Here is a 26,983-nt window from a genome sequence, read left to right as displayed (position 1 = left end):
GATGGAACTCGACTGGCGCTACTTCCGCCGGCTCTACGAGGAACTGCTGGACCACGACGACACCGAAGGGGCCCGCCGCCACCTGGCGGACCGGCGCCGCACGGCGGCCGCCCATCTGGCCGAGCTGGCTCCGCTCCGCCGGCGGGAGCCGGTCCCCGCCGGCGGGTACACCGTGGAGGACGAGCAGTTGTGGCGGCTCACGAAGCTCTACGCGCTGAGCAGGATCAGCGACTACCTGATCGAGCTCTCCTGCCCCGAAGGGGACCCGCCCCAAGGTTTCGGCGTAACCGGAGGACGCCCGGTCATCGAGGGCAGCACCGCCCACAGGATGGAGTTGGGCGGATGGCGGACGACCGCCACCCCCGGCCGGCACGGCCCCCGCAAGCTGGACCGGGCGGCCCTGACCATGCACACGGAGTTCCTCACCGGGATCGGCCTGACCCCCTTCGACCAAGCCCAGGCGTTCTCGCCCTTCCACCATGAGATCTTCGCCGTGGTGCAGGACCAGACCTCGACGAAGGTGACCGTCGAGGAGGTGCTGTGGCCGGGCTTCTGGTTCGGCGACCTGCTGTTCAGCCGCGCCGGTGTCCGCGTGCGCGCCCCACGCCACCTGATCGACGCCGAGGTGGCCACGACCTCGACCCTGTACTTCACCTTCCGCCGGGACCCGCGCCCGACCGACGACCTGTCGCACGGCTGGGGTTCGAACTCGCAATGGCGCACGGCCTTCCCCCGCTTCTACGCCGACGAGGACGGCCTGCACTTCAACTGGGACGGCACGGTCGACACCGGCGAGGACCCTCCGCAGGACCCGCCTCACCACCCGGACGCCGCGCGCCCGCTGGACCAGCGCCGGGAACTGCTCCTGCACCGCTGCTTCGTCCGAAGCGCACTCCCCCAGGACGAGGACGAGCGCTTCCCTTACGAGGACCGTTTGACCCTCACCACCGCCGAGTGGATGCACCCGTCACTCGACCGATGAGTTCTCGACGTGGCGGAGGTCGACATGGGCATGGCTACTGCACACACGCTCGGGACGCCCGAGGCCGACCTCGTCTACGACGTCCGCGGACCGCTGCCGCCCGCCGACGGCCGCCCGCCGCTGCTCATGATCGGCCAGCCGATGGGCGCCGCCGGCTTCGGCACGCTGGCGTCGCACTTCCCCGACCGCACCGTGGTCACCTACGACCCGCGCGGCCTGGGCCGCAGCACCCGCAAGGACGGCCGGGTGGACCAGTCACCGGAGGTCCAGGCCGGCGACGTCCACGCGCTCATCGAGGCGCTCGGGGCCGGTCCCGTGGAGCTGTTCGCCAGCAGCGGCGGCGCGGTGACCGCGCTCGCCCTGGTGGCCGCGTACCCCGATGACGTGGCCACCCTGGTGGCGCACGAGCCGCCGCTCATGGCGCTGCTCCCCGACGCCGAGGCGGCCGAACGCGCCCGGGCCGACGTCCGGGACGTCTACCAGGCCAAGGGCTCGGGCGCGGGTATGGCGGCCTTCATCATGATGACCTCGTGGCGCGGCGAGTACACCGACGACTACTTCGCCCAGCCGGCACCGGACCCCGCTGCGTTCGGCATGCCGACCGACGACGACGGCACCCGGGAGGACCCGCTCCTGAGCGACCGGTCATGGGCGGTCAGCAGCTACCGCCCCGACGCCGCCGCGCTCACCGCGTCCCGTACCCGCATCGTGATCGCGGTGGGCGAGGAGACAGGGGACACCTTCACCGGCCGCACCTCAGTGGCGGCCGCCGACCTGCTGGGCCAGAAGCCCACCGTCTTCCCAAGCCACCACGGCGGCTTCCTGGGCGGCGAGTACGGCCAGGCAGGCCAGCCGGAAGCCTTCGCGCAGAAACTGCGCGAGGTCCTATCCACCCCGAACTGACCCGAGGGGGTCTAGGGGCGGAGCCCCAGGGGCGGGCGGGTGGGGGATGGCGGCGGCACCAGGGGGCTCCGGGGGATCGTCCCCCAGGAAATGGCGAAGGGCCCCCTTGGGGAGCGGGCGAAGCCCGCGACCAAGAGGACCCTAGGACCAGTAGCGGGGGCAGGATTTGAACCTGCGACCTCTGGGTTATGAGCCCAGCGAGCTACCGAACTGCTCCACCCCGCGGCGATGGCTTAACTCTATGGGGTGGGGATGGCTTAGGCAAACAGATTCGGAAGCAGCACGGACGATCGCCGGAACCCGAGGGGACGAGGGGCGGAACCCGAGGGAGGCGAGGAGCGAAGCCCGAGGGGGGGATAGGGGCGAAGCCCCAGGGGCGGGCGGGTGGGGGATGGTGGCGGCACCAGGGGGCTCCGGGGGATCGTCCCCCGGGCGAAAAGCGAAGGATCCCCGGGAAGCCGCAAAGCGGCGACCAGGGGATCCCGATCCGTAGCGGGGGCAGGATTTGAACACTGCGACCTCTGGGTTATGAGCCCAGCGAGCTACCGAACTGCTCCACCCCGCGGCGATGACTTAACGGTACGGGGGTGGGTTCGTGGCGGGCAAACGGTTTATCGCGGGGGCTTGGAGGGCGGCGGTCAGCATGGCGGTGAGGTCGGTGGTGAAGGTGTCGTGGTCGGGGTCGGGCGGGGGCGTGTCGGTGGGGTGGGTTCGGGTGGCGCGGTCGGCGAGGGCGGCGGTGAGGAAGGCGATGAAGAGGGAGATGCGTTCGAGGGCGAGGGGTTCGGGGAGGGCGGCGCGGCAGGCGGTTTCGAGGAGGTGGAGCTGCTGCTGGAGGGCGGTGCCGTGGAGGACGGGCGGGGGGCGGTGGTCGCGGATTCCGGCGCGTCCGGCGAGTTGGGCGGTGATGCGGAGGAAGTCGCGGCCGTGGGGGGTGCGGAGTTCGTCGGCGGTGGGGCGGACGACGGCGTCGACGATGGCGTGGAGGTCGTCTGGGCGGAGGCCGGGGAGGGTGGCGGCGCGGGCGGGTTCCATGCGGGTGACGCCGGCGCGGAGGATGGCGTCGAGGAGGCCGTCGCGGGAGCCGAAGTGGTAGGTGACGGCGGAGTCGTTGGCCTGGCCGGCGAGGGCGACGATGTCGCGGGTGCGGGCGGCGTCGATGCCGTGGGCGGCGAAGAGGTGGGCGCCGGCGCGGATGAGGGCGTCGCGGGTGGCTCTTGCGTCCTTCGGCACGCCGATGATACTAACAGGGAGCGTTAATAACGACGCCTGTTAGAACCTCGGAGGCCCGGCCATGGCGGACGTCTACGACCCCTTCGATCCCGGGTTCCAGGCCGACCCCTATCCGGCGTACCGGCGGCTCCGGGACGAGGAGCCGGTGCACCGCCACGAGGATCCGCCGTTCTGGACGCTGTCGCGCTTCGACGACGTCTGGGCGGCGACGCGGGACGCGGCGACGTTCTCCTCGGCGCAGGGCCTGACGTTCTACCCGGACGAGATCGGCACGCTGGGCCTGGCCCCGACGATCGTCATGCTGGATCCGCCGCGCCACACCGTGCTGCGGCGCCTGGTCAGCCACGGGTTCACGCCGCGCCGGACGGCCGAGCTCGAATCGCTGCTGCGGGATTTCGTCCGCTCCCGGATAGCGCTGATGGAGCGGAAGGCCGCGGACGGCGAGACTCCCGACCTGCACCGGGACTTCTCCTCGCCGCTGCCGACGTTCGCGCTGGCGCACCTGCTCGGCGTCCCGGAGGCCGACCGCGCGCGGTTCGATCCGTGGGTGTCGGCCCTCACGACCTTGCAGGACGAGGGGTTCGGCCTGCGCTCGATGCAGGACGGCGCCGTGCAGGCGGTGGCGGAGATGTTCGGCTACTTCAGCGACGTGATCGCCGCGCGCCGCGCCGACCCGTCCGGGGATCTGATCAGCGCGCTGACCGCCGCCGAGGTGGACGGGGAGCGCCTCACCGACTGGGACGTCCTCGGCTTCTGCTTCGTCATGGTGGCGGGCGGCAACGACACGACGGGGAACCTGATCTCGCACGGCGTGGCGCTGCTGGACGGCGACCACGCGCAGCGGGAGCGGCTGGCGGCCGACCCGTCGCTGATCCCGAACGCGCTGCTGGAGTTCCTGCGCCTGGAGAGCTCCGTTCAGGCGCTGGCCCGGACGACCACCCGCCCGGTCACGCTGCACGGGACGGAGATCCCGGAGGGTGAGAAGGTGATGATGCTGTTCGGGTCGGCGAACCGGGACGAGCGCGAGTTCGGCCCGTCCGCGGGCGAGCTGGACGTCGCCCGCGCGATCCCGCGCCACCTGGGCTTCTCCAGCGGCGTGCACTTCTGCATCGGGTCGCACCTGGCCAAGCTCCAGGCCCGCGTAGCGCTGGAGGAGCTTCTCCAGGCCCACCCCCGCACAGGAGTGGACCTGGAGAACGCGGAGCGCATCCGGTCCCCGTTCACCCGCGGCTGGGCGTCGCTCCCGGCCACGGGCGTCGGGGCCTGAGGCGCCTACTGCATGTGCGGGTAGCGGTAGTCGGTCGGCGGGACGAACGTCTCCTTGATCGAGCGGGGGGACGTCCAGCGCAGCAGGTTGAACACCGAGCCGGCCTTGTCGTTGGTGCCGGACGCCCGGGCGCCGCCGAACGGCTGCTGCCCGACGACGGCGCCGGTGGGCTTGTCGTTGATGTAGAAGTTGCCGGCCGCGTACCGGAGGACCTCGGCGGTGTGCGCCGCGGCGGCCCGGTCGGTGGCGATGACGGCGCCGGTGAGCGCGTAGTCGGCGACCGACTCCATCTGGGCGAGCATCTCGTCGTACCGCTCGTCGTCGTAGACGTGGACGCCGAGGATCGGGCCGAAGTACTCGGTCCGGAAGATCTCGTTCTCGGGGTCGCCGGACACGAGCACGGTGGGCCGCACGAAGTAGCCGACGGAGTCGTCGCAGGTCCCGCCGGCGACGATCTCGACGTCCGGGTCGGCCTGGGCGCGCTCGATGGCGGCCTTGCTCTTGGCGAAGGCCCGCTCGTCGATGACGGCGCCCATGAAGTTGGACAGGTCGGCGACGTCGCCCATGGTGAGCCCGTCGACCTCCGCGGCCAGCTCCTCCTTGAACCCGTCCTCCCAGATTGAGCGCGGGACGTAGGCGCGGGACGCGGCGGAGCACTTCTGGCCCTGGTACTCGAAGGCGCCGCGCACGAGCGCGGTCCTCAGCACGGCCCGGTCGGCGGACGGGTGCGCGACGACGAAGTCCTTGCCGCCCGTCTCCCCCACGACCCGCGGGTAGCTCCGGTACTTCTCGATGTTGGCGCCGACCGTCTTCCACAGGTGCTGGAACGTCTTGGTGGAGCCGGTGAAGTGGATCCCGGCGAGGTCGGGGTGCTGGAGCGCCACGTCGGACACCGCGAGCCCGTCGCCGGTCACGAGGTTGATGACGCCGGCGGGGAGCCCGGCCTCCTCCAGGAGCCTCATGAGCAGCACGGCCGAGTACGTCTGCGTGGGCGACGGCTTCCACACGACGACGTTGCCCATCAGGGCGGGCGCGGTCGGCAGGTTCGCGGCGATCGCGGTGAAGTTGAACGGGGTGATCGCGTAGACGAACCCCTCCAGCGGCCGGTGGTCGGACCGGTTCCACACGCCGGGGCTGCTGATCGGCTGCTCGGCAAGGATCCGCCGGGCGAAGTGCACATTGAAGCGCCAGAAGTCGACGAGCTCGCAGGGGCTGTCGATCTCAGCCTGCTGGACGGTCTTGGACTGCCCCAGCATGGTCGCGGCCAGCAGGGTCTCCCGCCACGGCCCGGCGAGCAGGTCGGCGGCGCGCAGGAAGATCGCGGCCCGGTCGTCGAAGGACATCGCCCGCCATGCCGGCGCGGCCTCGAGGGCGGCGGCGATGGCGTCCCGGGCGTCCTCCTCGGTCGCGGTGCCGAACGTCCCGAGCACGGCGGCGTGCCGGTGCGGCTGGACGACGGCGACCTTGGCGCCCGCCCCGAGCCGCCGCTCGCCGCCGATCGTCATGGGCAGGTCGATCGGCGCCTCGGCGGTCAGCTCGGCGAGCTTCGCCTCCAGCCGGGCCCGCTCGGCGCTGCCGGGCGCATAGCCGCGCACCGGCTCGTTCGCCGGTGTCGGAACGTTGGTGACGGCGTCCATGGAAACTCCTTAGCGGGAGACGAACGAACGGAGGAAGAAGGCGAGGTTGGCGGGCCGCTCGGCGAGCCGCCGCATGAAGTAGCCGTACCAGTCGGCGCCGTAGGGGACGTAGACGCGCATCCGGTGGGCCTCGGCGAGCCGCCGCTGCTCGGCGGTCCGGATGCCGTAGAGCATCTGGAACTCGTAGGACGCGGGCGAGCGCTCGGCGGCCAGGGAGCGCGCGATCTCGATGATCCGGGGGTCGTGGCTGGCGACCATCGGGTACCCGTCGCCGCGCATGAGGTCCCGCAGCGCCCGCACGTAGGCGCGGTCGACCTCGTGCCTGCTCTGGTAGGCGACCGACGCGGGCTCGGCGTAGGCGCCCTTGACCAGCCGCACGCGGGACCCCTCGCCCACCAGGTCCCGCAGGTCGCCCTCGGTGCGGCGCAGCATGGCCTGGACGGCGACCCCCACCCACGGGAAGTCGACCCGCAGCTTCCCGAGGATCTCCAGCGTGGAGTCGACCGTCGTGTGGTCCTCCATGTCGAGGGTGACGGTCATGCCGACCCGCCCGGCCGCGGCGCAGATCTCCCGCGCGTGGTCGAGCGCGAGGTCGCCGGGCAGCGCCTGCCCGAGCGCGGACAGCTTCACCGAGGCGTCGGAGCCCCGGGCGAGCCCCTGCCCCTCGAACGCCTCGAACAACTCCAGGTAGGCGTCCCGGGTGGCGCGCGCCTGGGCGGGCTCCCGGGTGTCCTCCCCGAGGTGGTCGAGGGTGACCTCGAGCCCGCCGTCCCGCAGTTCCCGGACGGCCGCAAGGGCGGCGTGGAGATCGTCCCCGGCGACGAACCGGTCGACGACTCCCCTGGTCAGCGGCACGGAGGTGATGACGTCGCGCATCCGGCCGCTGCGCGCGGCGGCGAGAAGAAGCGGGCTGAGCATGGAACCCTCCAACGTCAAGGAACACCTCGCACGTTAGGAGCACCGCCGCGCGGCCCCTATAGTCAAACGCCACTTTCAGAGCGGCCCGTCCTCATACAGATGTACGAAGGGATCGCGATGGCACCCGATCTGCAGGAAATCGTGGAACAGGCGGCCGACCTCCTGCGCGCGCCCGCGACCCTGGAGGACCGCGACTTCCATCTGGTCGCCTACGCCGCGCACGGCGACACGATCGACCCCGTCCGGATGAACTCGATCCTGCACCGCCGCGCCACCGAGGCCGTCCGCGCCCGCTTCGAGCGCCACGGCATCGCCCGCGCGACGGGCCCCGTCCGCATCCCGGCCGACGCCGCCCTCGGCCAGCTCGCCCGCCTGTGCCTGCCCGTCCGCTGGAACAACGTCACCTACGGCTACCTCTGGCTGCTGGACGACAAGGAGCGCATCACCGACGCCCAGGCGGCCAGGGCCATGCCCCTGTGCGAGCGCGCCGGCCTCCTCATGGCCCGCCAGGCCCGCGAGCGCGACGACCTCGGCTGGAAGGTCGCCGACCTGCTGTCCACGCACCCCGGCGTCCGGACCCAGGCCGCCGACGACCTCACCGACGCCGGAGCGGCCGACCCGCCCCTGACGGTGGCCGTCCTGCGGACTCCCAGCCCCGAGCCGCTCAACCCGTGGCTGCTCCCCCACTCCGTCCTGGCGACGGTGTGGCAGCGCGACCACGTCCTCCTCGTCCCCGTGGGCAGCGCACCGACCGCTCTGGCCCGCGCTCGCCGCCTCCTGGAGGAACGCAACACCCCCGTCCACACGGGCGTGTACTCGCCGTGCCCCACCCTGGACGACGTCCACGAAGGCTGGCTCCGGGCCCGCGTGGCCGCCCGCACAGCCGCCCCTGGCGAGATCCGAGACTGGACGTCCCTGGGCGTCCTCCGCCTCCTGCGCACAGCGGGCGACGAGGCCCTGGCCCAGACGACCCAGACCCCGGGCACCGAGCGCCTCCTAGCGCACGACGACCTCGCGAAGACGGCCCGCACCTACCTGGACCTGGCGGGCAACGTCCAGCTGACGGCGAAGGCCCTGAACATCCACCGCCAGACCCTCTACCACCGCCTGCGCCGCATAGAGGAGCTGACGGCCCTGACCCTCACCAACGGCCAGGACCGCCTGACACTCCACCTGGCCCTGACCCTGGCCCCCCACCTGACCTAAAGGCCTCAGGCCTGAGCGAGCCCGGCATGCCGGTCCCGCAGATCCCGCTTGAGGATCTTGCCGCTGGGGTTCTTGGGCAGCGCGTCGGCGAGGACCACGTACTTGGGGCGCTTGTAGGGGGCGAGCCGCTCGCGGGCGTGCGCGTGGACGTCGTCCACGGTCAGCGCGGCGCCCGGCTTCGGCACGACCACCGCGGTGACGGCCTCGATCCAGTGCGGGTGGCTGATCCCGAAGACGGCGACCTCGGCCACGCCCTCCAGCTCGTAGACGGCCTCCTCGACCTCCCGGCTGGCGACGTTCTCGCCACCCGTCTTGATCATGTCCTTCTTGCGGTCGACCACCGAGAGGTAGCCGTCCTCGGTCATGATCCCGAGGTCGCCGGAGTGGAACCACCCGTCCCGGAACGCCTCGGCGGTCTTCTCCTCGTCGCGGTAGTACCCGAGCGCGGCGTGCGGGCTGCGGTGGACGATCTCGCCGACCTCCCCGACCCCCACGGGCGCGCCGTCGTCGTCCACGAGCATGGTCTCCACGTTGATGGCCGCGCGCCCCGCGCTGCCGGCCCGTTCGAGCTGCTCGTGCGGCTTCAGGATGGTGGCGAGCGGCGCCATCTCCGTCTGCCCGTAGAAGTTCCACAGCCGCACGTCAGGCAGCCGCCGCATGAGCTCCCGCAGCACCTCCACGGGCATGGGCGAGGCCCCGTAGTAGCCCTTCTTCAGGCTCGACAGGTCGCGCCGGTCGAAGTCCGGGTGGCGCAGCAGCGAGATCCAGACGGTGGGCGGGCAGAAGAGCTTGGTCACCTTCTCCCGCTCGATCGTCTCCAGCAGGGCCGCGGGGTCGGGCGCCGGCAGGATGATGCTGGTGGCGCCGAGGTAGACGTCGACGGAGAAGAAGCAGTCGAGCTGCGCGCAGTGGTACATCGGCAGCGAGTGCACCTCGACGTCGTCGCCGCTCATCTCGCCGTCGACCACGCAGCTCACGTACTGGCTGATGAGGGACCGGCTGGTCAGCACCACTCCCTTGGGCCGCGACTCGGTCCCCGAGGTGTACATGATCCGCAGCGGGTCGTCGTCCTCCACGAGCACGTCCGGCGCGGCCGAGGGCCCCTCACTCCACCAGGCGTCGACGTCCTCCCACCCCTCTCCGGGCGCCGCGCCCGACAGCGGGATCCACCCGCGCACCCCGTCCTGGACGCCGGCCGCGGCGAGCGCCTTCTCGGCGGTCGCGGCGAGCGCGTCCTCCGCGACGATCCCGGACGCCCCCGAGTGTCCGAGGATGTAGGTGATCTCCTCGGCGTTCAGCATGAAGTTGATCGGCACGAGCACCACGCCGAGCTTCGCCGTGGCGAACGCCGTCACCGCGTACTGCCAGCAGTTGTGGCTGAGCAGCGCGAGCCGGTCCCCCTTGCCGAGCCCCCGCGCCGCCAGCGCGTGCGCGGCCCGGTTCACCGCGACGTCGAACTCCGCGAACGTGACCCGGAGATCTCCGCTGACGACGGCCGGCTTCCGAGGATCCCGCCGGGCAGTCCGATGCAGGAGATCTCCGACGGAGTGCTGACGAGCCCGCCCCACAACAGACACAAGGCCACCTTCCCCACAAAACCGCAGGTGAGAGCAATATGGCCAGATCATAACCACACACCCCCACACCCCCACCACCCCCGAAAGGGGGTCGCGGAACGGCCTCAGAGACGCTCAGGGTGAGGGGTCCCGGCGCCGCGGAGCAGGGTGTCCACGACGAGGGTCGCGAGGGCGTCCGTGTCCTCCCCGTCCCGGTTCTTGGCCGCCTCGTGGATCAGCGCGTAGTAGACGCGGCGCGTCCAGGGGATGTCGACGTCGGCGCGGAAGACGCCCGCCTCTTGAGCGCGGCGGAACATCCGCTCGCACGTCTCCCGAACGTCGGCGTACACCTTCGCCACCTCGGGGTCGGCCGAGGAGGCCTGGCTCATCGCGAACCCCCAACCGACCTTGACGCTGAGGACGTTCGCGGTCGTCTGGTAGAGGGCGACCAGGGGCGGCGCCGTGTCCGGGTGGGCGGCGTCCACCGCGTCGGCGAACCGCCGGGCGGCCCACTCCGCCAGGGCCTCGACCAGCGCCTCGCGGGTGGCGAAGCGCCGGTGGACCGTGGTGCGGGCGACGCCGGCGGCCTCGGCGATCTGCTCCATCGTGGCCGCCGGATCGCGCCCGAGGGTGCGCTCGGCCGCCTCCAGGATCGCCGTCACGGTCCGCTCGGCGTCCGCCCGCATCGGCCGCCCGAACCCACCTCTCACCTGACGCTGAGTAGCCATGAGCAAAAGCATACGACACAGTCACACTTCAACCCGAACTTGCTACATCAATGTTGCAAGTTGTACCGTCTCCGCATCAAGGTCGACGCATACAAGCGGGAGCAACCCATGGAGTACACCCGTCTGGGCCGGAGCGGCCTCTCGGTGTCCCGGCTGGTCCTCGGCACCATGAACTTCGGCACGAGGACGTCCGAGGCGGACAGCAACGCGATCATGGACCGGGCGCACGAGCACGGCATCAACTTCTTCGACACCGCCGACATCTACGGCGGCGAGGACGGCGCGGGCCGCACCGAGCAGATCATCGGCCGCTGGTTCGCGACCGGCGGCGGCCGCCGTGACAAGACCGTCCTCGCCACGAAGGTCTACGGCCCGATGGGCGACGGCCCCAATGACAGGGGCCTGTCCGCCCTGCACATCCGGCGCGCGGTCGAGGCGTCCCTGAGGCGTTTGCAGACCGACTACATCGACCTGTACCAGATGCACCACATCGACCGGGCCACGCCGTGGGACGAGATCTGGGAGGCCTTCAGCGTCCTGCACGCCCAAGGGAAGGTGCTGTATTTCGGCTCGTCCAACTTCGCCGGCTGGCACATAGCGCAGGCGCAGGAGGCAGCCCGGAACCGGCACTTCCTAGGCCTGGTGAGCGAGCAGTCGATCTACAACCTGATGTCGCGCTGGGCGGAGCTGGAGGTGCTGCCCGCCGCGCGGGAGTACGGCCTGGGCGTGATCCCGTGGTCGCCGCTGCACGGCGGCGTCCTAAGCGGCGTCCTACGCAAGGAACGAGAGGGCAACGCCGCCCGCAGCGGCACGGGCCTATGGGCCGCCGCACTGGAGAAGCAGCGGGAGTCCGTCGAAGCGTACGAAAAGCTGTGCGCCGCCCAAGGCGAGGACCCCGCCCACGTCGGCCTGGCCTGGCTCCTGGCCCAGGAGGGCGTCACCGGCCCGATCATCGGCCCCCGAACCCTGGACCAACTGGACGGCACGCTCCGCGCCCTGGAGATCACTCTGGCCCCCGAAACCCTGGCGACCCTGAACGAGATCTTCCCACCCCCCGCCCCCAACGGCCCAAAGCCCGCCCCCGAGGCCTACGCCTGGTAACCCCCGCAGGCCGCCGAGGAGAAGCGAAGGGCGAAGCCCGAGCGGGATCTAGAGGCGAAGCCCCAGGGGACTGAACCTGAGGAGAACCCAGTACCGGACCCCGAGGAGAAACGAAGGGCGAAGCCCGAGGGGGGATAGGGGCGGAGCCCCAGGGGCGGGCGGGTGGGGGAGGCGGAGGAACGGGGGGATCCGGGGGGTCGCCCCCCCCGGGCGAAATGCGAAGGGTCCCCCTGGGGAAGCCGCAAAGCGGCGACCAGGAGGACCCTAAGGACCAGTAGCGGGGGCAGGATTTGAACCTGCGACCTCTGGGTTATGAGCCCAGCGAGCTACCGAACTGCTCCACCCCGCGGTGATGTTTTAAGTCTATGGCATCGGAGGGAGTGGTTCGTACGGGTCGGTCAGCGGGTGCAGGCGGGGACGGTGCCTTTGCCGCTCGTGAGGGCGTTGAGCGCCTGGACGGTGCTGTGGAGGGTGTCGGCGCGGATGAGGCGGAGGCCGTCGGGGCGGGAGCCGACGGCGTCGGCGCAGTTGTCCTTGGGGGTGATGAAGACGGTGGCGCCGGCGTTGCGGGCGGCGATCATCTTCTGCTGGATGCCGCCGATGGGGCCGACGGCGCCGTCGGGGGTGATGGTGCCGGTGCCGGCGATGAACTTCCCCTGGGTGAGGGGGCCGGGGGTGAGCTTGTCGACGATGGCGAGGGAGAACATGAGGCCGGCGGAGGGGCCGCCGACGTCGCCGATGCTGATGTCGATCTTGAAGGGGAACTTGTACTGGTCGGAGAGGACGATGCCGACGACGGCGCGCTTGCCGCTGGGGTCGGCGACGGTCTTGAGGGTGGCCTTGGCCTCGGTGGCGCCGCGCTTGTAGGTGAGGGTGACGGGGGTGCCGATCTGGCGCTTGGCCATGGTGCCGGTGACCTGGGAGACGCTGGTGACGGCGGCGCCGTCGAGGGCGGTGATCTCGTCGCCGGGGCGCAGGACGCCGTCGGCGGGGCGGCCCTTCTGGACGCCGTCGACGACGACGCGGGTGGTGACGGGGATGCCGAGTTCGTGGAGGGCGGCGGCCTCGGCGTTCTGCTGGGAGTCCTGCATCGCCCGGGTGTTCTCCTGGTCGACCTGCTTGGGCGACTCGTTCTTCGGGAAGATCGTCTCTTCGGGGACGACGGCGGTGTCGCCGGCGATCCAGCCGCGCAGGGCGGTGAAGAGGTCGATGCGCCCGCCGGGGCCGCCGCGGTAGGTGACGGTGGTGAAGTTGAGGTGGCCCTGGTCGGGGTAGGTCTGCCGGCCGTCGATCCTGATGAGGGGCTGGCCCTTGTCGTTCGTGCCGAGGGTGTTGCTCGTGGGCCCGGGCATCAGCGCGACGTAGGGGACGCGCATGACGGAGCCGATCAGGGCGAGCACGAGGACGAGCACGCTCGCGAGGCTGAGCGTGGCGGCACGACGAGACATGCCGGAAACTCTATGCGGTTCGGGCGCTCAGCAGGCTCCGACCCACTCGTCGCCTCCGTCGGCGAAGGTCTGGTGCTTCCAGATGGGGACGGTGGCCTTGAGGTCGTCGATGAGGCGGCGGCAGGCGGTGAAGGCCTCGTCGCGGTGGGGGCAGGACGCGGCGACGACGACGGCGATGTCGCCGATGTCGAGGTCTCCGACGCGGTGGAGGGCGGCGAGGCCGAGGACGGGGAGGTCGGCGGCGACCTTCTCCATGACGGCGCGGAGTTCGCGTTCGGCGGTGGGGTGGGCGCTGTAGGAGAGGGCGGTGACGGCGCGGGCGTGGTCGGTGTCGCGGACGGTGCCGACGAACACGGCGGTGCCGCCGGCGCCGGGGGCGCCGACGGCGGCGTACACCTCGTCGACGGACAGGGGCGTGTCGCGCACGCCGATCAGCCGGATGACGCCCTCGCCGGTAACGCTGTGGCTCACGTCCCGCAGGCTACCTCTCCCGGGCGATCACGTTCACTCCGGTGTGCCGGGCTCGTCGGGTTCGAAGGTGGCGGCGAGGGCCTCGGCGAGGGCGGGGACGAGGTCGGGCCCGGAGAGGACCTCGTCTTCGGTGTCGTGGCGGCGCAGCCGGAGGGCGGCGTGCCGGGCGCCGTCGCGCAGCACGCCGACGATCATGCGGACGTCCTCGCGCCCGGGGTGGGAGGCGGCGAACTCGGCGGCCTCGGCCTCGTCCTCGGGGATCTCGTCCTCGGCCTCGGGGGGCAGGACGATCCGCTCCATGACGAGGGCGCAGCCTTCGACGGCGTCGGGCCAGGCGATGGTGGCGAGGGCGTCCTCGATGCCGGCCTGGTCGGGCAGGGCGGGCTGTTCGAGGGCGGCGAGGGTGTCGGCCGCGGGGTCGAGGCCGAGCTGCTCGGCGAGCTCGGGTTCGGCGCGGCGCAGTTCTGAGCTGCGGACGAGGGCGTAGATGCGGGGCGTGCTGTCCCAGCCCTCCTGGGCCGAGTGACGTTCGAGGTCCAGCACGACTTCTTCCAGAAGACTCACGGGCCCATCTTTCCCCCATTCGACACGGGGAAATGCGGGAACCCCGCTCCCAGTCGGTAAGTTGCATCTACAGCACCGGCGGGCGGCCGGTGGGAGAGATCTCGATCGGAGGGGCCACTTGACCTTCCGGACTCCCGGTTTCGGGCGCCGGCTCGGCACCGGACGGACACGGCTGCTGCTACCGGTGCTGGTGGCGCTGGCGGCGCTGCTGGTCGCGTTCCTGGTCTTCACGGCCGTGTACACCGATCTGCTCTGGTACCGCTCGATCGGTTTCTCGTCGGTCTTCACGACGCAGCTCCAGGCGAAGGTCGTCCTGTTCTTCGGGGCGGGGCTGCTGATGGCGCTGGTGGTGGGCGCGAACGTCGTGGTGGCGTACCGGCTGCGCCCGGCGTACCGGCCGCTGTCGGTGGAGCAGCAGGGCCTGGAGCGGTACCGGGCGGTGATCGATCCGCGGCGGCGGCTGATCGCGTGGGCGCTGCTCGGGATGCTGGGGGTGCTGACGGGGTCGTCGGTGGCGGGCCAGTGGCCCGTGTGGCTGGCGTTCCTCAACCGGACGCCGTTCGGCGTGCGCGACCCGCAGTTCCACAAGGACGTCTCGTTCTACGTCTTCACCTACCCCTTCCTGCGCCTGGTCATCGGGGTGGTCTTCGCGACGGTGATCCTGTCGATCCTGGCCGCGGTGATGGTGCACTACCTGTACGGGGGGCTGCGGCTGCAGGGGCCGGGCGACAAGGCGAGCCCGCCCGCGCGGGCGCACCTGTCGGTGCTGTTCGGCCTGTTCATCCTGCTGAAGGCGGTCGCGTACTGGTTCGACCGGTACGGGCTGGTGCATTCGGAGCGGGGGGCGGCGACGGGCGCGTCCTACACGGACGTGAACGCGCTGCTGCCGGCGAAGACGATCCTGGCCGTGATCGCGCTGCTGTGCGCCGCCATGTTCTTCGGCAACCTGCTGCGGCGCGGCATGATGCTGCCGGGCGTGGGGTTCACGCTGCTGGTGCTGTCGGCGATCCTGCTGGGCGGGGTGTACCCGCTGCTGATCCAGCAGTTCCAGGTGAAGCCCGACGAGCTGGCCAAGGAGCGCCAGTACATCCAGCGCAACATCGAGTTCACGCGCCAGGCGTACGGGGTGGACGGGGCGAAGGTCGTCCCCTACGGAACCCAGCCGGTGACCGACAAGAAGGCCCTTCAGGACGAGGCGGCCAAGCTTCAGCAGAACGGGGTGCGCGTCCTCGACCCGAACGTGGTGGGCGAGACGTTCCAGCAGTTGCAGCGCATCCGGCCGTTCTACCGGTTCCCCGACACCCTGGACGTGGACCGCTACCAGGTGGACGGCAAGCTCGTCGACACGGTGGTGGCGCTGCGCGAGCTGTCGGGCGCGCCGGTGGGGCAGCGCAGCTGGGTGAAGGACCACATGGTCTACACGCACGGCTACGGGTTCGTATCCGCCTACGGCGACCGCTTCGCCTTCACGGAGCCGGACTTCATCACCAAGGACATGCCCGCGACCCCCAACCAGGCGATCAAGGTGGCGCAGCCGGAGATCTACTTCGGGGAGCGCTCGCCGCGGTACTCGGTGGCCGGCGGGCGCGGCCAGCAGGAGCTGAACTACCCGGACAACAGCCCGTCGGGGCAGAAGAGCAGCACCTACGACGGGCAGGGCGGCGTGCCCATCGACTCGTTCGCGCACCGGCTGCTGTACTCGGCGAAGTTCCAGGACAAGAACCTCCTGCTGTCCGGGGCGATCAACAAGAACGCGAAGATCCTCTACGACCGGTCGCCGCGGCAGATGGTGCAGAAGGCGGCACCATGGCTGACGCTGGACGGCGACCCGTACCCGGTGGTGGTGAACGGCCGGATCCTGTGGGTGGTGGACGGCTACACGACGTCCAACGGCTACCCGTACTCGGAGCAGATGAGCCTCGGCGAGGCCACCCGCGACACGATCACCGACACGCGGTCGGCGGTGGCGCGGCAGGCGAACGACCACATCAACTACCTGCGCAACTCGGTGAAGGCGACCGTCGACGCCTACGACGGCACCGTCCACCTGTACCAGTGGGACGAGAACGACCCGATCACCAAGACGTGGATGAAGGTGTTCGACGGCACGGTCCAGCCGCGCTCGTCGATCCCGCCGGAGCTGGAGGCCCACTTCCGCTACCCGCAGGACCTTTTCAAGGTGCAGCGGAAGGTCCTCACGAAGTACCACGTGACCGACCCGTCGGCGTTCTACAACGGGGAGGGCTTCTGGGAGGTGCCGGAGGACCCGTCCGCGAAGGGCAAGCGGCAGCCGCCCTACTACCAGAGCCTGCGGATGCCGGGCCAGGACGCCCCGTCCTTCTCACTGACCACGGTGTTCAACCCCCGCGGCAACGGGCAGCTCGCGGCGTTCATGTCGGTGGGGTCCACGCCGCGCGACTACGGGCAGATCCAGATCCTGCAGATGCCGCGCAACGCGCAGCCGGCGGGGCCGGGCCAGGTGCAGAACCTGTTCGAGACCGACCCGAAGGTGAAGGACGACCTGTTCAAATTGCGGCAGAACGGGACCAAGACTGTCCCGGGCAATCTGCTGACGATCCCGTTCGCGGGCAGCCTGCTGTACGTGGAGCCGATGTACACGAAGGCGGCGGGCGGCTCGGAGCACCAGCCCTATCCGATCCGTGGCAAGATCCTGGTGCGGTTCGGGGAGGGCATCGCCGCGGCCGACACCCTCGATCAGGCGTTGACGCAGGTGCTCGGCGGGTCGGGCGCCCCGGCGCAGTCGGGGTCGCCGGGCACGCCGGACGATCAGTTGAGCGCGCCGGCGAAGAAGGCGATCGAGGATCTGAAGGCCGCCGTGACCGACTACGAGAACGCCCAGAAGAAGGGCGACTACCCGGGCATGGGCGAGGCCTGGAAGCGGATCAAGGACGCGCAGGCGGCGCTGTCGGCCGCGGGCCAGGAGCCGAAGACCTCCCCCAGCCCGTCGCCGTCCGCCTCACCGTCCGCCTCGCCGAGCGCCACGCCCCCGTCGAGCTGACGGCGCCGTCCGGCTGACGGCCCCGTCGAGCCGGCGGGGCCGTCACGCCGAGGTCGCCGCCGCGCCGAGGGCCGGGTCGTTCCGGCCCTTACGGCAGGCGGCGCCCGGGCTCAGCGGCGGCGCCTGCGGGCGCGCCGGATGGCGGCGGCGGCGCCGATCGCGGCGACGGTGGCGCCCGCGGCGGTCGCCATGGTGGCCTCCTTGCCGCCGACGCGGCGGCCGACGACGGCGTGCCGTCCCGCGGTCTCCTCCATCACGGCCCGGAGGGCGGCGGCGTTGTCGTAGAGGGGCTTCCAGCCGGCGGCGCGCAGCCGCGCGCAGTCGACGACCCACGGGTAGGCGACGTAGTGCAGGTCGGTGGCCGGGGCGGGGGTCATGCCGAGCCGGTGCAGGCGCTGCGCCATGCCGAAGGTGAGGGCGGCGGGCAGCTCGAAGGCGCGCTTGCCGGTGATCTCGGTCACCTCCTCGGGGCCGAGCCAGCCCTCGCAGCCGACCGCGACGGGGCCGGGCACGTTCTCGGTGACGACGACGTCCAGGGCGGACGCGAGGTCCTCGATGTGGCAGAACTGCCAGCCGGGCGTGCTGCCCTTGACCGACAGCAGCCGCGGCGCCTCGAAGTGGCGGGTGACGACGGTGTCCACGCCGGGCCCGGCGAGCGCGGCGGGGCGGACGACGGTGACCTCGACGCCGGGGTGGGTGAGGTGCGCGGTCGCGGCCAGTTCCTCGATCTCCAGGAAGTCGCCGGCGATGGAGGTGCTGGCCTCGGCGAGCAGCGGCGCGTCCTCGCTCAGCGGCACCTCGTTGCCGGGCCCGGCGCCGTACACCATCGCGGACGTGACGAGCACCACGCGCCGGACGCGGGCCGCGGCCGCCGCGGTGACCACGGTCTGGGCGCCGCGGACGTTGTGGGTGCGGCGCTCGCGCGGGTCCACGTCCGGGGACCGCTCGAGGTCCAGGTTGACGATCACGTCGACGTCGGAGAGCCGGCCGGAGAGCAGCGGGTCCCTGATGTCGACGACACGCCAGGTGACCCCGGGCACGTCGCCACGGTGCCCGTCGATGGCGACGATCTTGCGGATCTCTTCCCGTTCGGCGAGCCGGGCGGCCAGCAGCCGCCCCGCGCCGGAGGCCGCGCCGGTGACGGCGACGACCGGGCCCTTGCTACGCCGAGGGCGAACCTTGCCCGTTGCCACGGAGGTGCCCCCTTCCTTGAGTACGCGACCTTGCCGGGACCGGCTAACGTTGCGGATATGAGCCCATCATGCATCCCAGGGGCAAACCGATGAGTGACACTCCGTTCGGCTTCAACCGTCCCGGGGGCGGCGACGACGACGACCGGCCCCAGGATCCGTTCAAGGGCATGGGCGGCGACATGGCCCAGTTCGCCGACATGCTGCACCGGTTCGCGGACATGATCGGTGCGCAGGGCGCGGGCGGTGAGGGCGGCGGCCCGCTCAACTGGGACCTGGCCAAGAACATCGCCCGGCACACGGTGGTGGAGCAGGGCGACCCGTCGGTCGTGGACACCGAGCGGCGCCAGGTCGAGGAGGCGCTGCGCCTGGCGGAGCTGTGGCTCGACGAGCGGACGACGCTGCCCGCCGGGATCCGCACGCCGCAGGCGTGGAGCCGGTCGGAGTGGATCGAGCAGACGCTCCCGGTGTGGGCGAAGGTGTGCGACCCGATCGCGGCCCGGATGGTCGACTCGATGGGCGGTGCCCTCGGCGGCGGCGAGATCCCGGCCGACGTGCAGGCGATGGCGGGCCCGCTGATCGGGATGGTCAAGCAGATGGCCGGGGCGATGGTCGGCGGGCAGGCCGGGCAGGCGCTCGGCGCGCTGGCCCGCGAGGTGACCGGCTCCGCCGACGTGGGTCTGCCGCTCGCGCCGGACGGCGTCGGCGCGCTGCTGCCCGCGGGCGTCGAGGCGTTCGGTGCGGGCCTGGAGGTCTCCTCCGACGAGGTCCGGCTCTACCTGGCGCTGCGGGAGGCCGCGCACCAGCGGCTGTTCGCGCACGTGCCGTGGCTGCGCTCGCACCTGCTGGGCGCGGTCGAGGAGTACGCGCGCGGCATCACCGTCGACCTGTCGGGCATCGAGCAGGCCGTGCAGGGGCTCGACCTGAGCAACCCGGAGGCGCTCCAGGAGGCGCTCGGCGGGGAGATCCAGCTCCAGCCCGAGGAGACGCCGCGGCAGAAGGCGGCGCTGGCCCGGCTGGAGACGACGCTCGCGCTGGTCGAGGGCTGGGTCGACACCGTGGTGAACGAGGCCGCCGAGGGCCGGCTGCCCGGCTCGGTGAAGCTGGCGGAGGCGGTGCGGCGGCGCCGCGCGACGGGCGGCCCGGCGGAGCGGACGTTCGCGACGCTCGTCGGCCTGGAGCTGCGTCCGCGCCGGCTGCGGGAGGCGGCGGCGCTGTGGCGGTCGCTGACCGAGGCGCGCGGCACCCAGGGCCGGGACGCGATCTGGGACCACCCCGACCTGCTGCCGACCTCGGACGACCTCGACGACCCGGACGGCTTCGTCCACGGCCGCGACGAGATCGAGGGCCTGTCCGACATCGACCTGTCCAAGCTCGCCAAGGGGCTGGACGAGGACGAGAAGCCGGACGAGAAGCCGGACGAGAAGGACTCCGGCGAAGCGACCGACGCCGGGGAGGCCGAGAAGGGCCCGGACGGCGAGGAGCCCGGCGGCGATCCCGGCGGGGACCGCGGGCCCGACGGTGAAGGGCCGCGCGCATGAGCCGGGCGCGCCCGTCGCGGGTGAACGGCTGCATGTACGAGCCCGGCTCGTCCACGAGCGCGATCCGGAGGCGGATCGCGCGGGCGAGCCTGTGCTGGCAGCGCCCGCTCGACCAGGAGAGGCGGCGCCGCCGTCCCGACAACTCGCGCTACCCCCGCGTCGGCCGCACATGAGGAGGTCGCCGCGCAAGGGCCGCGGGCGCCCCGGCGCCCGGCACGACGACGGGCCGCCACGGGCGGGCGGCCGGTCGCCCGGCGGAGCGCAGGACATGGGCACCGCGAGCCGCGGGCCCGAGGCCGAGCCGCCCACCCACGCCTTCGAGCCCGACGCGGGCGCCGTCCGCCTCACGCCCGAGACGGCGGCGCCGGACAGGACATCCCCGGGGGCGCGGCCGCTGGGCACGCGGTCGCTGACGCCCGGGTTCCTGTACGGGGACGCCGTGCGCGTCCTGTCTGCCTGGCAGGCGCCCGATCCCGGGCAGGACGGGCTGCGCCTGGAGTTCCTCCGCCATCTGGAGGTGCACCCGGCCGACGGCATGTGGCGCGAGTGCGCGGACGGGCACATCACCGCCAGCACCGCCGTGCTCGACGCGTCCCGTACCCGGGTCCTGCTGACGCTGCATTCGAAGGTCAAGGCGTGGCTCCAGCTGGGCGGGCACTGCGAGCCGGGTGATCTCACGCTCGCGGGCGCGGCGCTCCGGGAGGCGACGGAGGAGTCGGGCATCGCGGGCCTGCGGCTGGTGCCCGAGCCCCTCCAGCTCGACCGGCACGAGGTCCGCTGCCATCCGCAGGGCACCTGGCATCTGGACGTGCAGTACGTCGCGGTCGCTCCGGAGGGCGCCCGGCACGCGGTGTCGGACGAGTCGGACGATCTCCGCTGGTTCCCGGTCGACGATCTTCCGGAGTCGGCCGACGCGGCGGTCCGGCGGCTGGTGGCGCGGGCGGTCGACGCGAGCGTGTGACGCCCCGCGGGCTGCCCGGCCCCGAGCCGTCAGCGGGCGAGCGGGTGGCCTTCGAGCAGGGCGCGGGTGTTCTCCCAGCCTTCCAGGCCGGGGTCGAGGAACCGCAGGTCGTCCGGGGTGCGCAGGCGGTGCCAGCCGGGGCCCTGCGGCACGAGCCCGGGGCGCGGCGCGGCGGCGCGGAGCCGGGCGAGGGCGTCCGGGGTGTCGAGATCGGTTTCGCGCAGGGCGGCGGCGAGCCAGCCGGGCAGCGGGAGGCGGGCGGCGAGGGCGACCAGGCCGTTACCGCGGGCGGCGGCGCCTTCGGCCTGGCAGGCGGCGGCCGGGGCGGTGCCGAGGGCGCGGAAGAGCTTGCCGATCAGCAGCGGCGGCAGGTCGGGCGCGTCCGGGGCGATCAGCGCGGCGGTGCCGGCGCCGAGGGCGTGCAGGGCCGCGAACGCGCCGGCGAGGGTGGGTTCCCGGACGATCGGCGTGCCGGGCCAGGTGACGGCCTCGGCGTCCGGCTGGTCGGGCGGGTCCAGGACGAGCGCGGGCGTGACCAGTTCGAGTCCGGCGACGACCTCGTAGGTGTCCTCGAGCAGCGCGAGCCGGTACTCCTCCGGGTCGAGGCCGGGCGGCGCGGCCGGGGAGCGGGGCGGCCACGCGAGCACGGCGGCGCAGCGCGCCTGGCCTTCGGGCCCCGGCTCCGGGGCGTCGGTCACCCGGTCGGTCACCCGGCGGCCTCGTGCGGGTACTCCCCGCCGCGGTGCAGGCCGTCGCCGTGGTGGATGTCCGCGACGTCGTCGGGCGCGTCCGCTTCGAGCGGCAGGTGCGCGGCGGCCGCGACGCCCTCCAGGTAGCCGCGGGCGCGGTCGGCCTTCGGGTAGTTGCCGACCAGCTCCCAGAAGTCGGCGCCGTGCCCGGGGATGAGCAGGTGCGCCAGCTCGTGGACGAGGACGTAGTCGACGACCCAGCCGGGCATGCCGCGCAGCCGCGTGGACAGCCGGATCGTGCCGTCGTCGGGAGTGCACGACCCCCAGCGGGTGCGCTGGTTGGCGACCCAGCGGACGCTGACCGGGTCGGCGCGGCCGGACAGGTAGCGGCGCGAGAGCTCGCGGGCGCGGCACTCGAGGTCGGCGTCGGAGGGCCGCCGCCGGCGCTCCCTCTCCTCGAGCCGTTCCAGGATGGTCGCGATCCACTGTTCCTCTTCGGCCTTGGTCAGCCTGGACGGAACCATCACCACCACCTTGTCGCCTTCACGGTAGGCGGACACGGTGCGCCTGCGCCTCGGGCTGCGGCGGACCTCAACGTTAGGGGGCACGGTCAGAACCGTACTCGAATTTTTGCGAAATCCACAGGGGGTGTTTGACGTTACCGCAGGTCAACCCCTACGTTTTGAAGGGTTCTTCCACGCTTTCACCAATCCGCGCGGATGGGCCCGGCGGTGCGCCCGCGCACTTTACTCGCCGGTGAATTGCGGGCTGCGCTTCTCGCGCTGCGCGGCGATCCCCTCCCGCATGTCCCGGGACGCCATCGTCACCGGCTGGGCGAGGGACTCCCAGCGCAGCGCCGACTCCATGTCGGGGTGGCCGCCGTTCGCCAGGGCGACCTTGGTGAGCCGGGTCGCGATCGGCGCCTGCGCGGCGATCCGGGCGGCGACGGCGAGGGACTCCTCCAGCACGTCCGGACCCGGCACCGCCCGGTTGACCAGGCCGTTCTCGGCGGCCTCGGCGCCGGTGAGGACGCGTCCGGCCAGCAGCATCTCGCGGGCCAGCGGCAGCCCGGCGACCTCGGGGAACAGCCAGGTCGCGGCCATTCCCGGGTGCAGGCCGAGCGCGGTGAACGGGGCGAGCAGCTTGGCGTCCCGCGCCGCGTACCGCAGGTCGCAGGCCAGCGCGAGGCAGAGGCCGGCGCCGACCGCGTGCCCGTTGACCGCGGCGATCGTCGGCACCTCCAGGTCCCGGATCGACAGCCACGTCCGGTAGAACTCCAGCATCCGGTCGCGCAGCGGCGGGACCGCCACGTCGCCGGCGTCGGCCAGCCAGGACAGCTCGCCGCCGGAGCTGAACGCGGTGCCCGCGCCGGTCACGACGACGCAGCGCAGCGCCGCGTCGCCGCGCAGGTCCTCGATCGCGCGCTTCCACGCGGCGGTGAGGCCGTCCGCCATCGCGTTGCGGCGGCCGGGGTCGTTGAGGGTGAGGACGGCGACCCCGTCGGGACGGCGGTCGATCAGCAGCACGTCGGCAGGCTCCGCGGACATGTCCGGCACCGTACCGCGCCCGCCGCGCGGCCGTCCGACCGCCCCCTCCGCCGCGTGAGAAAGCGCACACTTACGGAGTTCGCGCAGGTCAGCACGGTGTGCCGGTTCCGGCATCGGGGAGAGTTCGGCAGGGTTGTGGCGTGAACGACAGTCGATCACCGACAATGGGCGGCGTGAGCGATCTCCCCCGCCGCGCGGTGACGCGGTCAGCAAAGCTGGCGTCCCTCCCCATCGGCTTCGCGGGACGCACCGCCCTCGGCATGGGAAAGCGGACCTTCGGCCGCCCGGCCGAGGCGGTCGCGCTGGAGATCCAGGCCCGGACCGCCGAGCAGCTGTTCAAGGTGCTCGGCGAGCTCAAGGGCGGCGCGATGAAGCTCGGCCAGATGCTGTCGATCTTCGAGGCGGCGCTGCCGCCGGAGATCGCCGGCCCGTACCGGGCCACCCTGACCAAGCTGCAGGAGGCCGCTCCCCCGCTGCCGGTGTCGACCGTCCACAAGGTGCTGGAGGAGTTCCTCGGCGAGGACTGGCGGGACTACTTCGAGTCGTTCGACGACCGGCCGGCGGCCGCCGCGTCGATCGGCCAGGTCCACCGCGCGGTCTGGCACGACGGCCGGGCCGTCGCGGTCAAGGTGCAGTACCCGGGCGCGGGCAAGGCGCTGATCAGCGACTTCAACCAGCTCGCCCGGCTCGGCCGGCTGTTCGGGGTCCTGATGCCGGGCCTGGACGTCAAGTCGATGCTGGCCGAGCTGAAGGAGCGGGTGGTCGAGGAGCTCGACTACACCATCGAGGCCGAGTCGCAGGCGCGGTTCCGCGAGGCCTACCTGGACGACCCCGACTTCTACATCCCCGAGGTCATCGCGCAGTCCGGGAACATCCTGATCACCGAGTGGATGGACGGCACCGCGCTCTCGAAGATCATCAGCGAGGGCGACCAGGAGACCCGCGACCACGCGGCGCTGCTGTACTGCCGGTTCCTGCTGTCGGGGCCGAAGCGGTCGGGGATGCTGCACGGCGACCCGCACCCCGGCAACTTCCGGCTGCTGGCCGACGGCCGGCTCGGCGTCCTGGACTTCGGCGCCGTCGACCGCATCCCCGGCGGGTTCCAGAAGCGGCTCGGGCTGCTGCTGCGGATCGGCACGATGGCCGACATCGACGAGGTCGAGGAGGCCCTGCGCCGGGAGGACTTCATCCGCGAGGGCGTGGAGATCGACGCCGAGTCGCTGCAGGCGTTCCTCGCGCCGATCACCGAGCCGTTCGTCACCGAGACGTTCAAGTTCAACCGCGAGTGGCTGCGCGACATGGCCGCCCGGGTCACCGACCTGCGGCCCTCCAACGTCGTCCGGCAGCTGAACCTGCCGCCCGAGTACGTGATCATCCACCGGGTGCTGTCGGCGGGCACCGGCGTGCTGTGCCAGCTGGAGTGCGAGATCCCGGCCCGCGCCGAGTCGCTGAAGTGGGTGCCCGGCTTCGCCGACGACGCGGACGGCGAACTGGTCACCGGCTGACACCGCTCCAGGAGAAGCTCGGGGGCCCCGCGCACTGATGAGGTGCGCGGGGCCCCGCTGTTCGCGCGTCCGGTGAGTGGGCCACCGGACGCGCTCCACGCGCCCGCCGGGAGGCGTGCCGTCCGCCAAACCATCCAAGAAAGAACGGACGCCGGCCTGCTACCGGCGGGCCCTTCGTCTGTCTGCGCCGCGCCTTCGCGCCGCGTCTTTCGGGTCGTGTCGTGATCCTCTCGGGTCAGGACCCGGCCGGGGTCGTGGTCCGGCCGGGTCCTGGTCCGATCGGGTCGTCCGTCAGTGCCGCGGCTGCGGCGCGTGCGTGTACGTCCCGCCGGCCCCGGTGGGCGCGAGCAGGACGCGGCTCACCCGCGACGCCCTGGTCCGCGCCTCGCGGCGGGCACGCCGGAGCGCGAGCACGCGGGCGGCGAGCTCGTCGGGGACGGTCGCGGGTATTCGCTCACGGGACAGGTCCTGGCTGAGCAACGTCATTTCGCTGAGCATCGTCATCTCGTTCTCCCCTGCCGCCCGGAGGCGCGGTCCCCTCGCGGGGGCCGCGCCTCCGGGGTCGAATCGGCCGATCAGCGGCGTGGCGGGCATCGGTGCCTCACACCGCGACTTCGTCGGGCCGCGGGTGCTTGCGCGGGCGGCCACGGGGCCGCTTGCGCGGAACGATCACACCGCGGACGAACAGCTCGCCGCCCCAGACGCCCCAGGGCTCCTTGCGCTCGAGCGCCCCGGCGAGGCACTCCTTGCGGAGCGGGCACTCCAGGCACAGCGCCTTGGCGAGCTCGACGTCGGCGGGAGCCTCGGCGAAGAACAGCTCCGGGTCGGTCCGGCACGGAAGCGTGAGGTCCTCCTCGCTCACTGCGAGAGCCCCCTGCATCACAGTCACCCTTGTTCCTCTCGTTGGATCTCAACGGGTGTGTCGGTGGGTCTGGACAAAGAAGAAGGCCGCGGATCCGGTGTCTGGATCCGCGGCCTGGGGGCTTGCCGGTCTTCGTGCTAGACCGGTCGTCGCCTCCAGGGGTACGGACCCGACACGCCACCCGTGAAGGTGACGCCCACGTGGGCCGTGGCCGGAGCCGGAGCGCTCATGTCCTCGAGAAGGTGTTCGAAGACACTGCGGCCCTGGTCGTCCTGGATTCGCTGCTCGAAGCGCAGATCGCACAGATTCGTGCCGCGCAGCCCTCGCAGGTCGCGCAGCCCGCGCAGGTCGCGCCACTGCATGCCGCGCTCACGCTGTCGCATGACGGACGCCTCGACGACGGACGCCTCGAGATACGCGGCGGACTCGCCGGGCTTCGAGAGACGGGTCATCGGGGCGCGGGAGGCGCCGGAGCAGGCCGCGGTCCAGGACGACGCGGATTTGATCAACGTGTTGCTCACCGGACTGCACACCACCTCTCTGGCTCCTCGGGCCGGCTCCGGCGGATCCAAGATCCACACCGGTCGGCCGGTTGATTGCTCGCATCGAGCGTACGGGGATCGCGCCGAATCAAGCAAGATATTTTTGACCTGCGGTTTCGTGGGGGAATTCACCCGCGTTCCGCAGAACTCCACGCGCCTCGCGAGCGTCGAAACTCCCGGGAGCCGCGTACGGAACGATCATCTCACGAACGGTCGGCCGGGCGCTCGCGCACGGCGTCGGAGACCCGGACCAGCCCCTCCTGCATGACGGACACGACCAGCTCGCCCTCGCGGGTGAACACCTGGCCGCGGGCGAGCCCGCGGGCGCCGCCGGCGAACGGGGTGTCCTGGTAGTACAGCAGCCACTCGTCGGCGCGGAACGGCCGGTGGAACCACATCGCGTGGTCGAGGCTGGCGCCCATCGTCCGCTTGTCGCCCCAGGCCAGCCCGTGGTTGAGCAGGACGGTGTCGAGCAGCGTCATGTCCGAGGCGTAGGTCATGAGGCACACGTGCAGCAGCGGGTCGTGCGGCAGCTCGCCGTCCACTTTCAGCCACACCTTCGACTCCGGGGTGGCGAGGGAGGGGTCCTTGGCGGCCTCCCACGTCAGCGGCGTCGCGTGCCGGATGTCGAACGGGCGGCGGGTGACGAACTCGCGCGCCCCCACCTCGCCGAACAGCGGCGTGAGGCGGGTCAGGCCGTCCGGGAGCGTCTCCGGTGCGGGGGCCTCGGGCATCGGGGCCTGGTGGGTCGGGCCGTCCTCGACGATCTGGAACGACGCCGACAGCGTGAAGATCGCCTTGCCGTGCTGGACGGCGGTGACACGGCGGGTGGTGAAGGACCGCCCGTCGCGGACCCGGTCGACGGTATAGACGAGCGGGACGAGCGGATCGCCGGGACGGATGAAGTAGGCGTGCAGCGAGTGCACGGGCCGGTTCGCGGGGACGGTGCGCCCGGCGGCGACGAGCGCCTGCCCCGCCACCTGCCCGCCGAAGACGCGCTGCCGCCGCTCCTCGGGGCTGCGGCCGCGGAAGATGTCGTTCTCGATCTGCTCCAGGTCGAGCAGGTCCAGCAGTTCCTTCAGCGATTCCTTCACGGTGGCCAGTGTTCCCTAT

General features: G+C 72.1%; 26 protein-coding genes and 3 tRNA genes. 10 read left to right on the top strand and 19 right to left on the bottom strand.

From position 1 onward, the window contains the following. The first annotated feature begins 1 nt into the window (after position 1). The gene (locus tag AB0C21_RS24420; RefSeq protein ID WP_500207165.1) at positions 2–982 is read left to right on the top strand and encodes a hypothetical protein; all 981 of its coding nucleotides are present in this window, start codon (positions 2–4) and stop codon (positions 980–982) included. A 9-nt stretch (positions 983–991) separates the two neighbouring features. Then, a complete protein-coding gene (locus AB0C21_RS24415) occupies positions 992–1,885 on the top strand; it encodes an alpha/beta fold hydrolase (RefSeq protein WP_500207164.1) in 894 nt (297 codons plus the stop codon). Between the two features lie 151 nt (positions 1,886–2,036). On the opposite strand, the gene AB0C21_RS24410 is transcribed toward AB0C21_RS24415, so the two are convergent. From AB0C21_RS24410 to AB0C21_RS24400, 3 genes are all read right to left on the bottom strand, one after another. Beyond that, a tRNA-Met gene (locus AB0C21_RS24410) sits at positions 2,037–2,110 on the bottom strand. A gap of 265 nt (positions 2,111–2,375) precedes the next feature. Further along, a tRNA-Met gene (locus AB0C21_RS24405) sits at positions 2,376–2,450 on the bottom strand. An 8-nt stretch (positions 2,451–2,458) separates the two neighbouring features. After that, positions 2,459–3,118, bottom strand: a complete 660-nt coding sequence (locus AB0C21_RS24400; RefSeq protein WP_500207162.1) for a TetR/AcrR family transcriptional regulator — start codon at positions 3,116–3,118, stop codon at positions 2,459–2,461. Between the two features lie 61 nt (positions 3,119–3,179). Here AB0C21_RS24400 and AB0C21_RS24395 point away from each other — a divergent pair, with 61 nt between their 5' ends. Next, entirely contained in the window at positions 3,180–4,385 is a 1,206-nt protein-coding gene (locus AB0C21_RS24395) for a cytochrome P450 (RefSeq protein ID WP_500207160.1), read from the top strand. A gap of 5 nt (positions 4,386–4,390) precedes the next feature. On the opposite strand, the gene pruA is transcribed toward AB0C21_RS24395, so the two are convergent. Further along, positions 4,391–6,022: an L-glutamate gamma-semialdehyde dehydrogenase gene (gene pruA, locus AB0C21_RS24390; RefSeq protein WP_500207158.1), complete on the bottom strand. Its 1,632-nt coding sequence runs from the start codon at positions 6,020–6,022 to the stop codon at positions 4,391–4,393. Between the two features lie 9 nt (positions 6,023–6,031). Then, a complete protein-coding gene (locus AB0C21_RS24385) occupies positions 6,032–6,940 on the bottom strand; it encodes a proline dehydrogenase family protein (RefSeq protein ID WP_500207156.1) in 909 nt (302 codons plus the stop codon). 117 nt (positions 6,941–7,057) lie between these two features. On the opposite strand from AB0C21_RS24385, the gene AB0C21_RS24380 reads away from it, so the two are divergent. Then, on the top strand, positions 7,058–8,146 hold the full coding sequence (locus tag AB0C21_RS24380; RefSeq protein ID WP_500207155.1) for a PucR family transcriptional regulator: 1,089 nt from the start codon (positions 7,058–7,060) through the stop codon (positions 8,144–8,146). Positions 8,147–8,151: 5 nt separating this feature from the next. On the opposite strand, the gene AB0C21_RS24375 is transcribed toward AB0C21_RS24380, so the two are convergent. Continuing rightward, the gene (locus tag AB0C21_RS24375; protein ID WP_500207154.1) at positions 8,152–9,774 is read right to left on the bottom strand and encodes an acyl-CoA synthetase; all 1,623 of its coding nucleotides are present in this window, start codon (positions 9,772–9,774) and stop codon (positions 8,152–8,154) included. A gap of 53 nt (positions 9,775–9,827) precedes the next feature. Further along, the gene (locus tag AB0C21_RS24370) at positions 9,828–10,430 is read right to left on the bottom strand and encodes a TetR/AcrR family transcriptional regulator (RefSeq protein ID WP_500207152.1); all 603 of its coding nucleotides are present in this window, start codon (positions 10,428–10,430) and stop codon (positions 9,828–9,830) included. 108 nt (positions 10,431–10,538) lie between these two features. Between AB0C21_RS24370 and AB0C21_RS24365 the strand changes: the two genes are divergently transcribed. Next, positions 10,539–11,531: an aldo/keto reductase gene (locus AB0C21_RS24365; RefSeq protein WP_500207150.1), complete on the top strand. Its 993-nt coding sequence runs from the start codon at positions 10,539–10,541 to the stop codon at positions 11,529–11,531. A gap of 275 nt (positions 11,532–11,806) precedes the next feature. Here the strand turns inward: AB0C21_RS24365 and AB0C21_RS24360 are convergent. From AB0C21_RS24360 to AB0C21_RS24345, 4 genes are all read right to left on the bottom strand, one after another. Then, positions 11,807–11,880: transfer RNA gene (locus AB0C21_RS24360), tRNA-Met, on the bottom strand. 49 nt (positions 11,881–11,929) lie between these two features. Further along, positions 11,930–12,979 carry a YlbL family protein gene (locus AB0C21_RS24355; protein WP_500207148.1) on the bottom strand — a complete coding sequence of 350 codons (1,050 nt, stop codon included), beginning with the start codon at positions 12,977–12,979 and terminating at the stop codon, positions 11,930–11,932. Between the two features lie 27 nt (positions 12,980–13,006). Next, positions 13,007–13,450: a molybdenum cofactor biosynthesis protein MoaE gene (locus AB0C21_RS24350; protein WP_500207146.1), complete on the bottom strand. Its 444-nt coding sequence runs from the start codon at positions 13,448–13,450 to the stop codon at positions 13,007–13,009. Between the two features lie 33 nt (positions 13,451–13,483). Further along, positions 13,484–14,014, bottom strand: a complete 531-nt coding sequence (locus AB0C21_RS24345) for a PPA1309 family protein (RefSeq protein WP_500207144.1) — start codon at positions 14,012–14,014, stop codon at positions 13,484–13,486. A gap of 118 nt (positions 14,015–14,132) precedes the next feature. On the opposite strand from AB0C21_RS24345, the gene AB0C21_RS24340 reads away from it, so the two are divergent. Continuing rightward, entirely contained in the window at positions 14,133–17,033 is a 2,901-nt protein-coding gene (locus tag AB0C21_RS24340) for a UPF0182 family membrane protein (RefSeq protein WP_500207143.1), read from the top strand. Positions 17,034–17,143: 110 nt separating this feature from the next. On the opposite strand, the gene AB0C21_RS24335 is transcribed toward AB0C21_RS24340, so the two are convergent. Next, positions 17,144–18,226 (bottom strand): NAD-dependent epimerase/dehydratase family protein, encoded by a 1,083-nt coding sequence (locus tag AB0C21_RS24335; protein WP_500207141.1) that lies wholly within the window; start codon positions 18,224–18,226, stop codon positions 17,144–17,146. A gap of 89 nt (positions 18,227–18,315) precedes the next feature. Here AB0C21_RS24335 and AB0C21_RS24330 point away from each other — a divergent pair, with 89 nt between their 5' ends. The 3 genes from AB0C21_RS24330 (at position 18,316) to AB0C21_RS24320 (ending at position 20,725) form a co-directional block, all read left to right on the top strand. Then, complete coding sequence (locus AB0C21_RS24330; RefSeq protein WP_500207139.1) at positions 18,316–19,764, top strand: zinc-dependent metalloprotease; 1,449 nt, start codon at positions 18,316–18,318, stop codon at positions 19,762–19,764. Further along, a complete protein-coding gene (locus AB0C21_RS24325) occupies positions 19,761–19,937 on the top strand; it encodes a hypothetical protein (protein ID WP_500207138.1) in 177 nt (58 codons plus the stop codon). Before AB0C21_RS24330 ends, AB0C21_RS24325 begins: the two co-directional genes overlap by 4 nt. A gap of 236 nt (positions 19,938–20,173) precedes the next feature. Continuing rightward, positions 20,174–20,725 (top strand): NUDIX hydrolase, encoded by a 552-nt coding sequence (locus tag AB0C21_RS24320; RefSeq protein WP_500207349.1) that lies wholly within the window; start codon positions 20,174–20,176, stop codon positions 20,723–20,725. Between the two features lie 29 nt (positions 20,726–20,754). Here AB0C21_RS24320 and AB0C21_RS24315 read toward each other — a convergent pair whose 3' ends face one another. The 3 genes from AB0C21_RS24315 to AB0C21_RS24305 form a co-directional block, all read right to left on the bottom strand. After that, positions 20,755–21,435 (bottom strand): DUF2064 domain-containing protein, encoded by a 681-nt coding sequence (locus AB0C21_RS24315; RefSeq protein WP_500207136.1) that lies wholly within the window; start codon positions 21,433–21,435, stop codon positions 20,755–20,757. Further along, complete coding sequence (locus tag AB0C21_RS24310) at positions 21,432–22,022, bottom strand: M48 metallopeptidase family protein (RefSeq protein WP_500207134.1); 591 nt, start codon at positions 22,020–22,022, stop codon at positions 21,432–21,434. The genes AB0C21_RS24315 and AB0C21_RS24310 overlap by 4 nt, the downstream gene beginning before the upstream one ends. A gap of 138 nt (positions 22,023–22,160) precedes the next feature. Further along, the gene (locus AB0C21_RS24305; RefSeq protein ID WP_500207132.1) at positions 22,161–22,961 is read right to left on the bottom strand and encodes an enoyl-CoA hydratase/isomerase family protein; all 801 of its coding nucleotides are present in this window, start codon (positions 22,959–22,961) and stop codon (positions 22,161–22,163) included. A gap of 173 nt (positions 22,962–23,134) precedes the next feature. On the opposite strand from AB0C21_RS24305, the gene AB0C21_RS24300 reads away from it, so the two are divergent. Further along, the gene (locus AB0C21_RS24300; protein ID WP_235037284.1) at positions 23,135–24,466 is read left to right on the top strand and encodes an ABC1 kinase family protein; all 1,332 of its coding nucleotides are present in this window, start codon (positions 23,135–23,137) and stop codon (positions 24,464–24,466) included. A gap of 291 nt (positions 24,467–24,757) precedes the next feature. On the opposite strand, the gene AB0C21_RS24295 is transcribed toward AB0C21_RS24300, so the two are convergent. The 4 genes from AB0C21_RS24295 to tesB all read right to left on the bottom strand — a co-directional run bounded on the left by AB0C21_RS24295 (position 24,758) and on the right by tesB (position 26,964). Continuing rightward, complete coding sequence (locus tag AB0C21_RS24295) at positions 24,758–24,970, bottom strand: hypothetical protein (RefSeq protein WP_149263529.1); 213 nt, start codon at positions 24,968–24,970, stop codon at positions 24,758–24,760. 97 nt (positions 24,971–25,067) lie between these two features. Then, a complete protein-coding gene (locus AB0C21_RS24290; RefSeq protein ID WP_052357680.1) occupies positions 25,068–25,346 on the bottom strand; it encodes a WhiB family transcriptional regulator in 279 nt (92 codons plus the stop codon). Between the two features lie 119 nt (positions 25,347–25,465). Further along, entirely contained in the window at positions 25,466–25,849 is a 384-nt protein-coding gene (locus AB0C21_RS24285) for a hypothetical protein (protein WP_500207130.1), read from the bottom strand. Between the two features lie 224 nt (positions 25,850–26,073). After that, a complete protein-coding gene (tesB, locus tag AB0C21_RS24280) occupies positions 26,074–26,964 on the bottom strand; it encodes an acyl-CoA thioesterase II (RefSeq protein ID WP_149263527.1) in 891 nt (296 codons plus the stop codon). Positions 26,965–26,983 lie beyond the last annotated feature (19 nt).

The sequence above is a fragment of the Spirillospora sp. NPDC049024 genome (genome assembly GCF_040649235.1).
Classification (GTDB): Bacteria; Actinomycetota; Actinomycetes; order Streptosporangiales; family Streptosporangiaceae; genus Spirillospora.
This window is presented reverse-complemented; position numbering and strand designations above follow the sequence as displayed.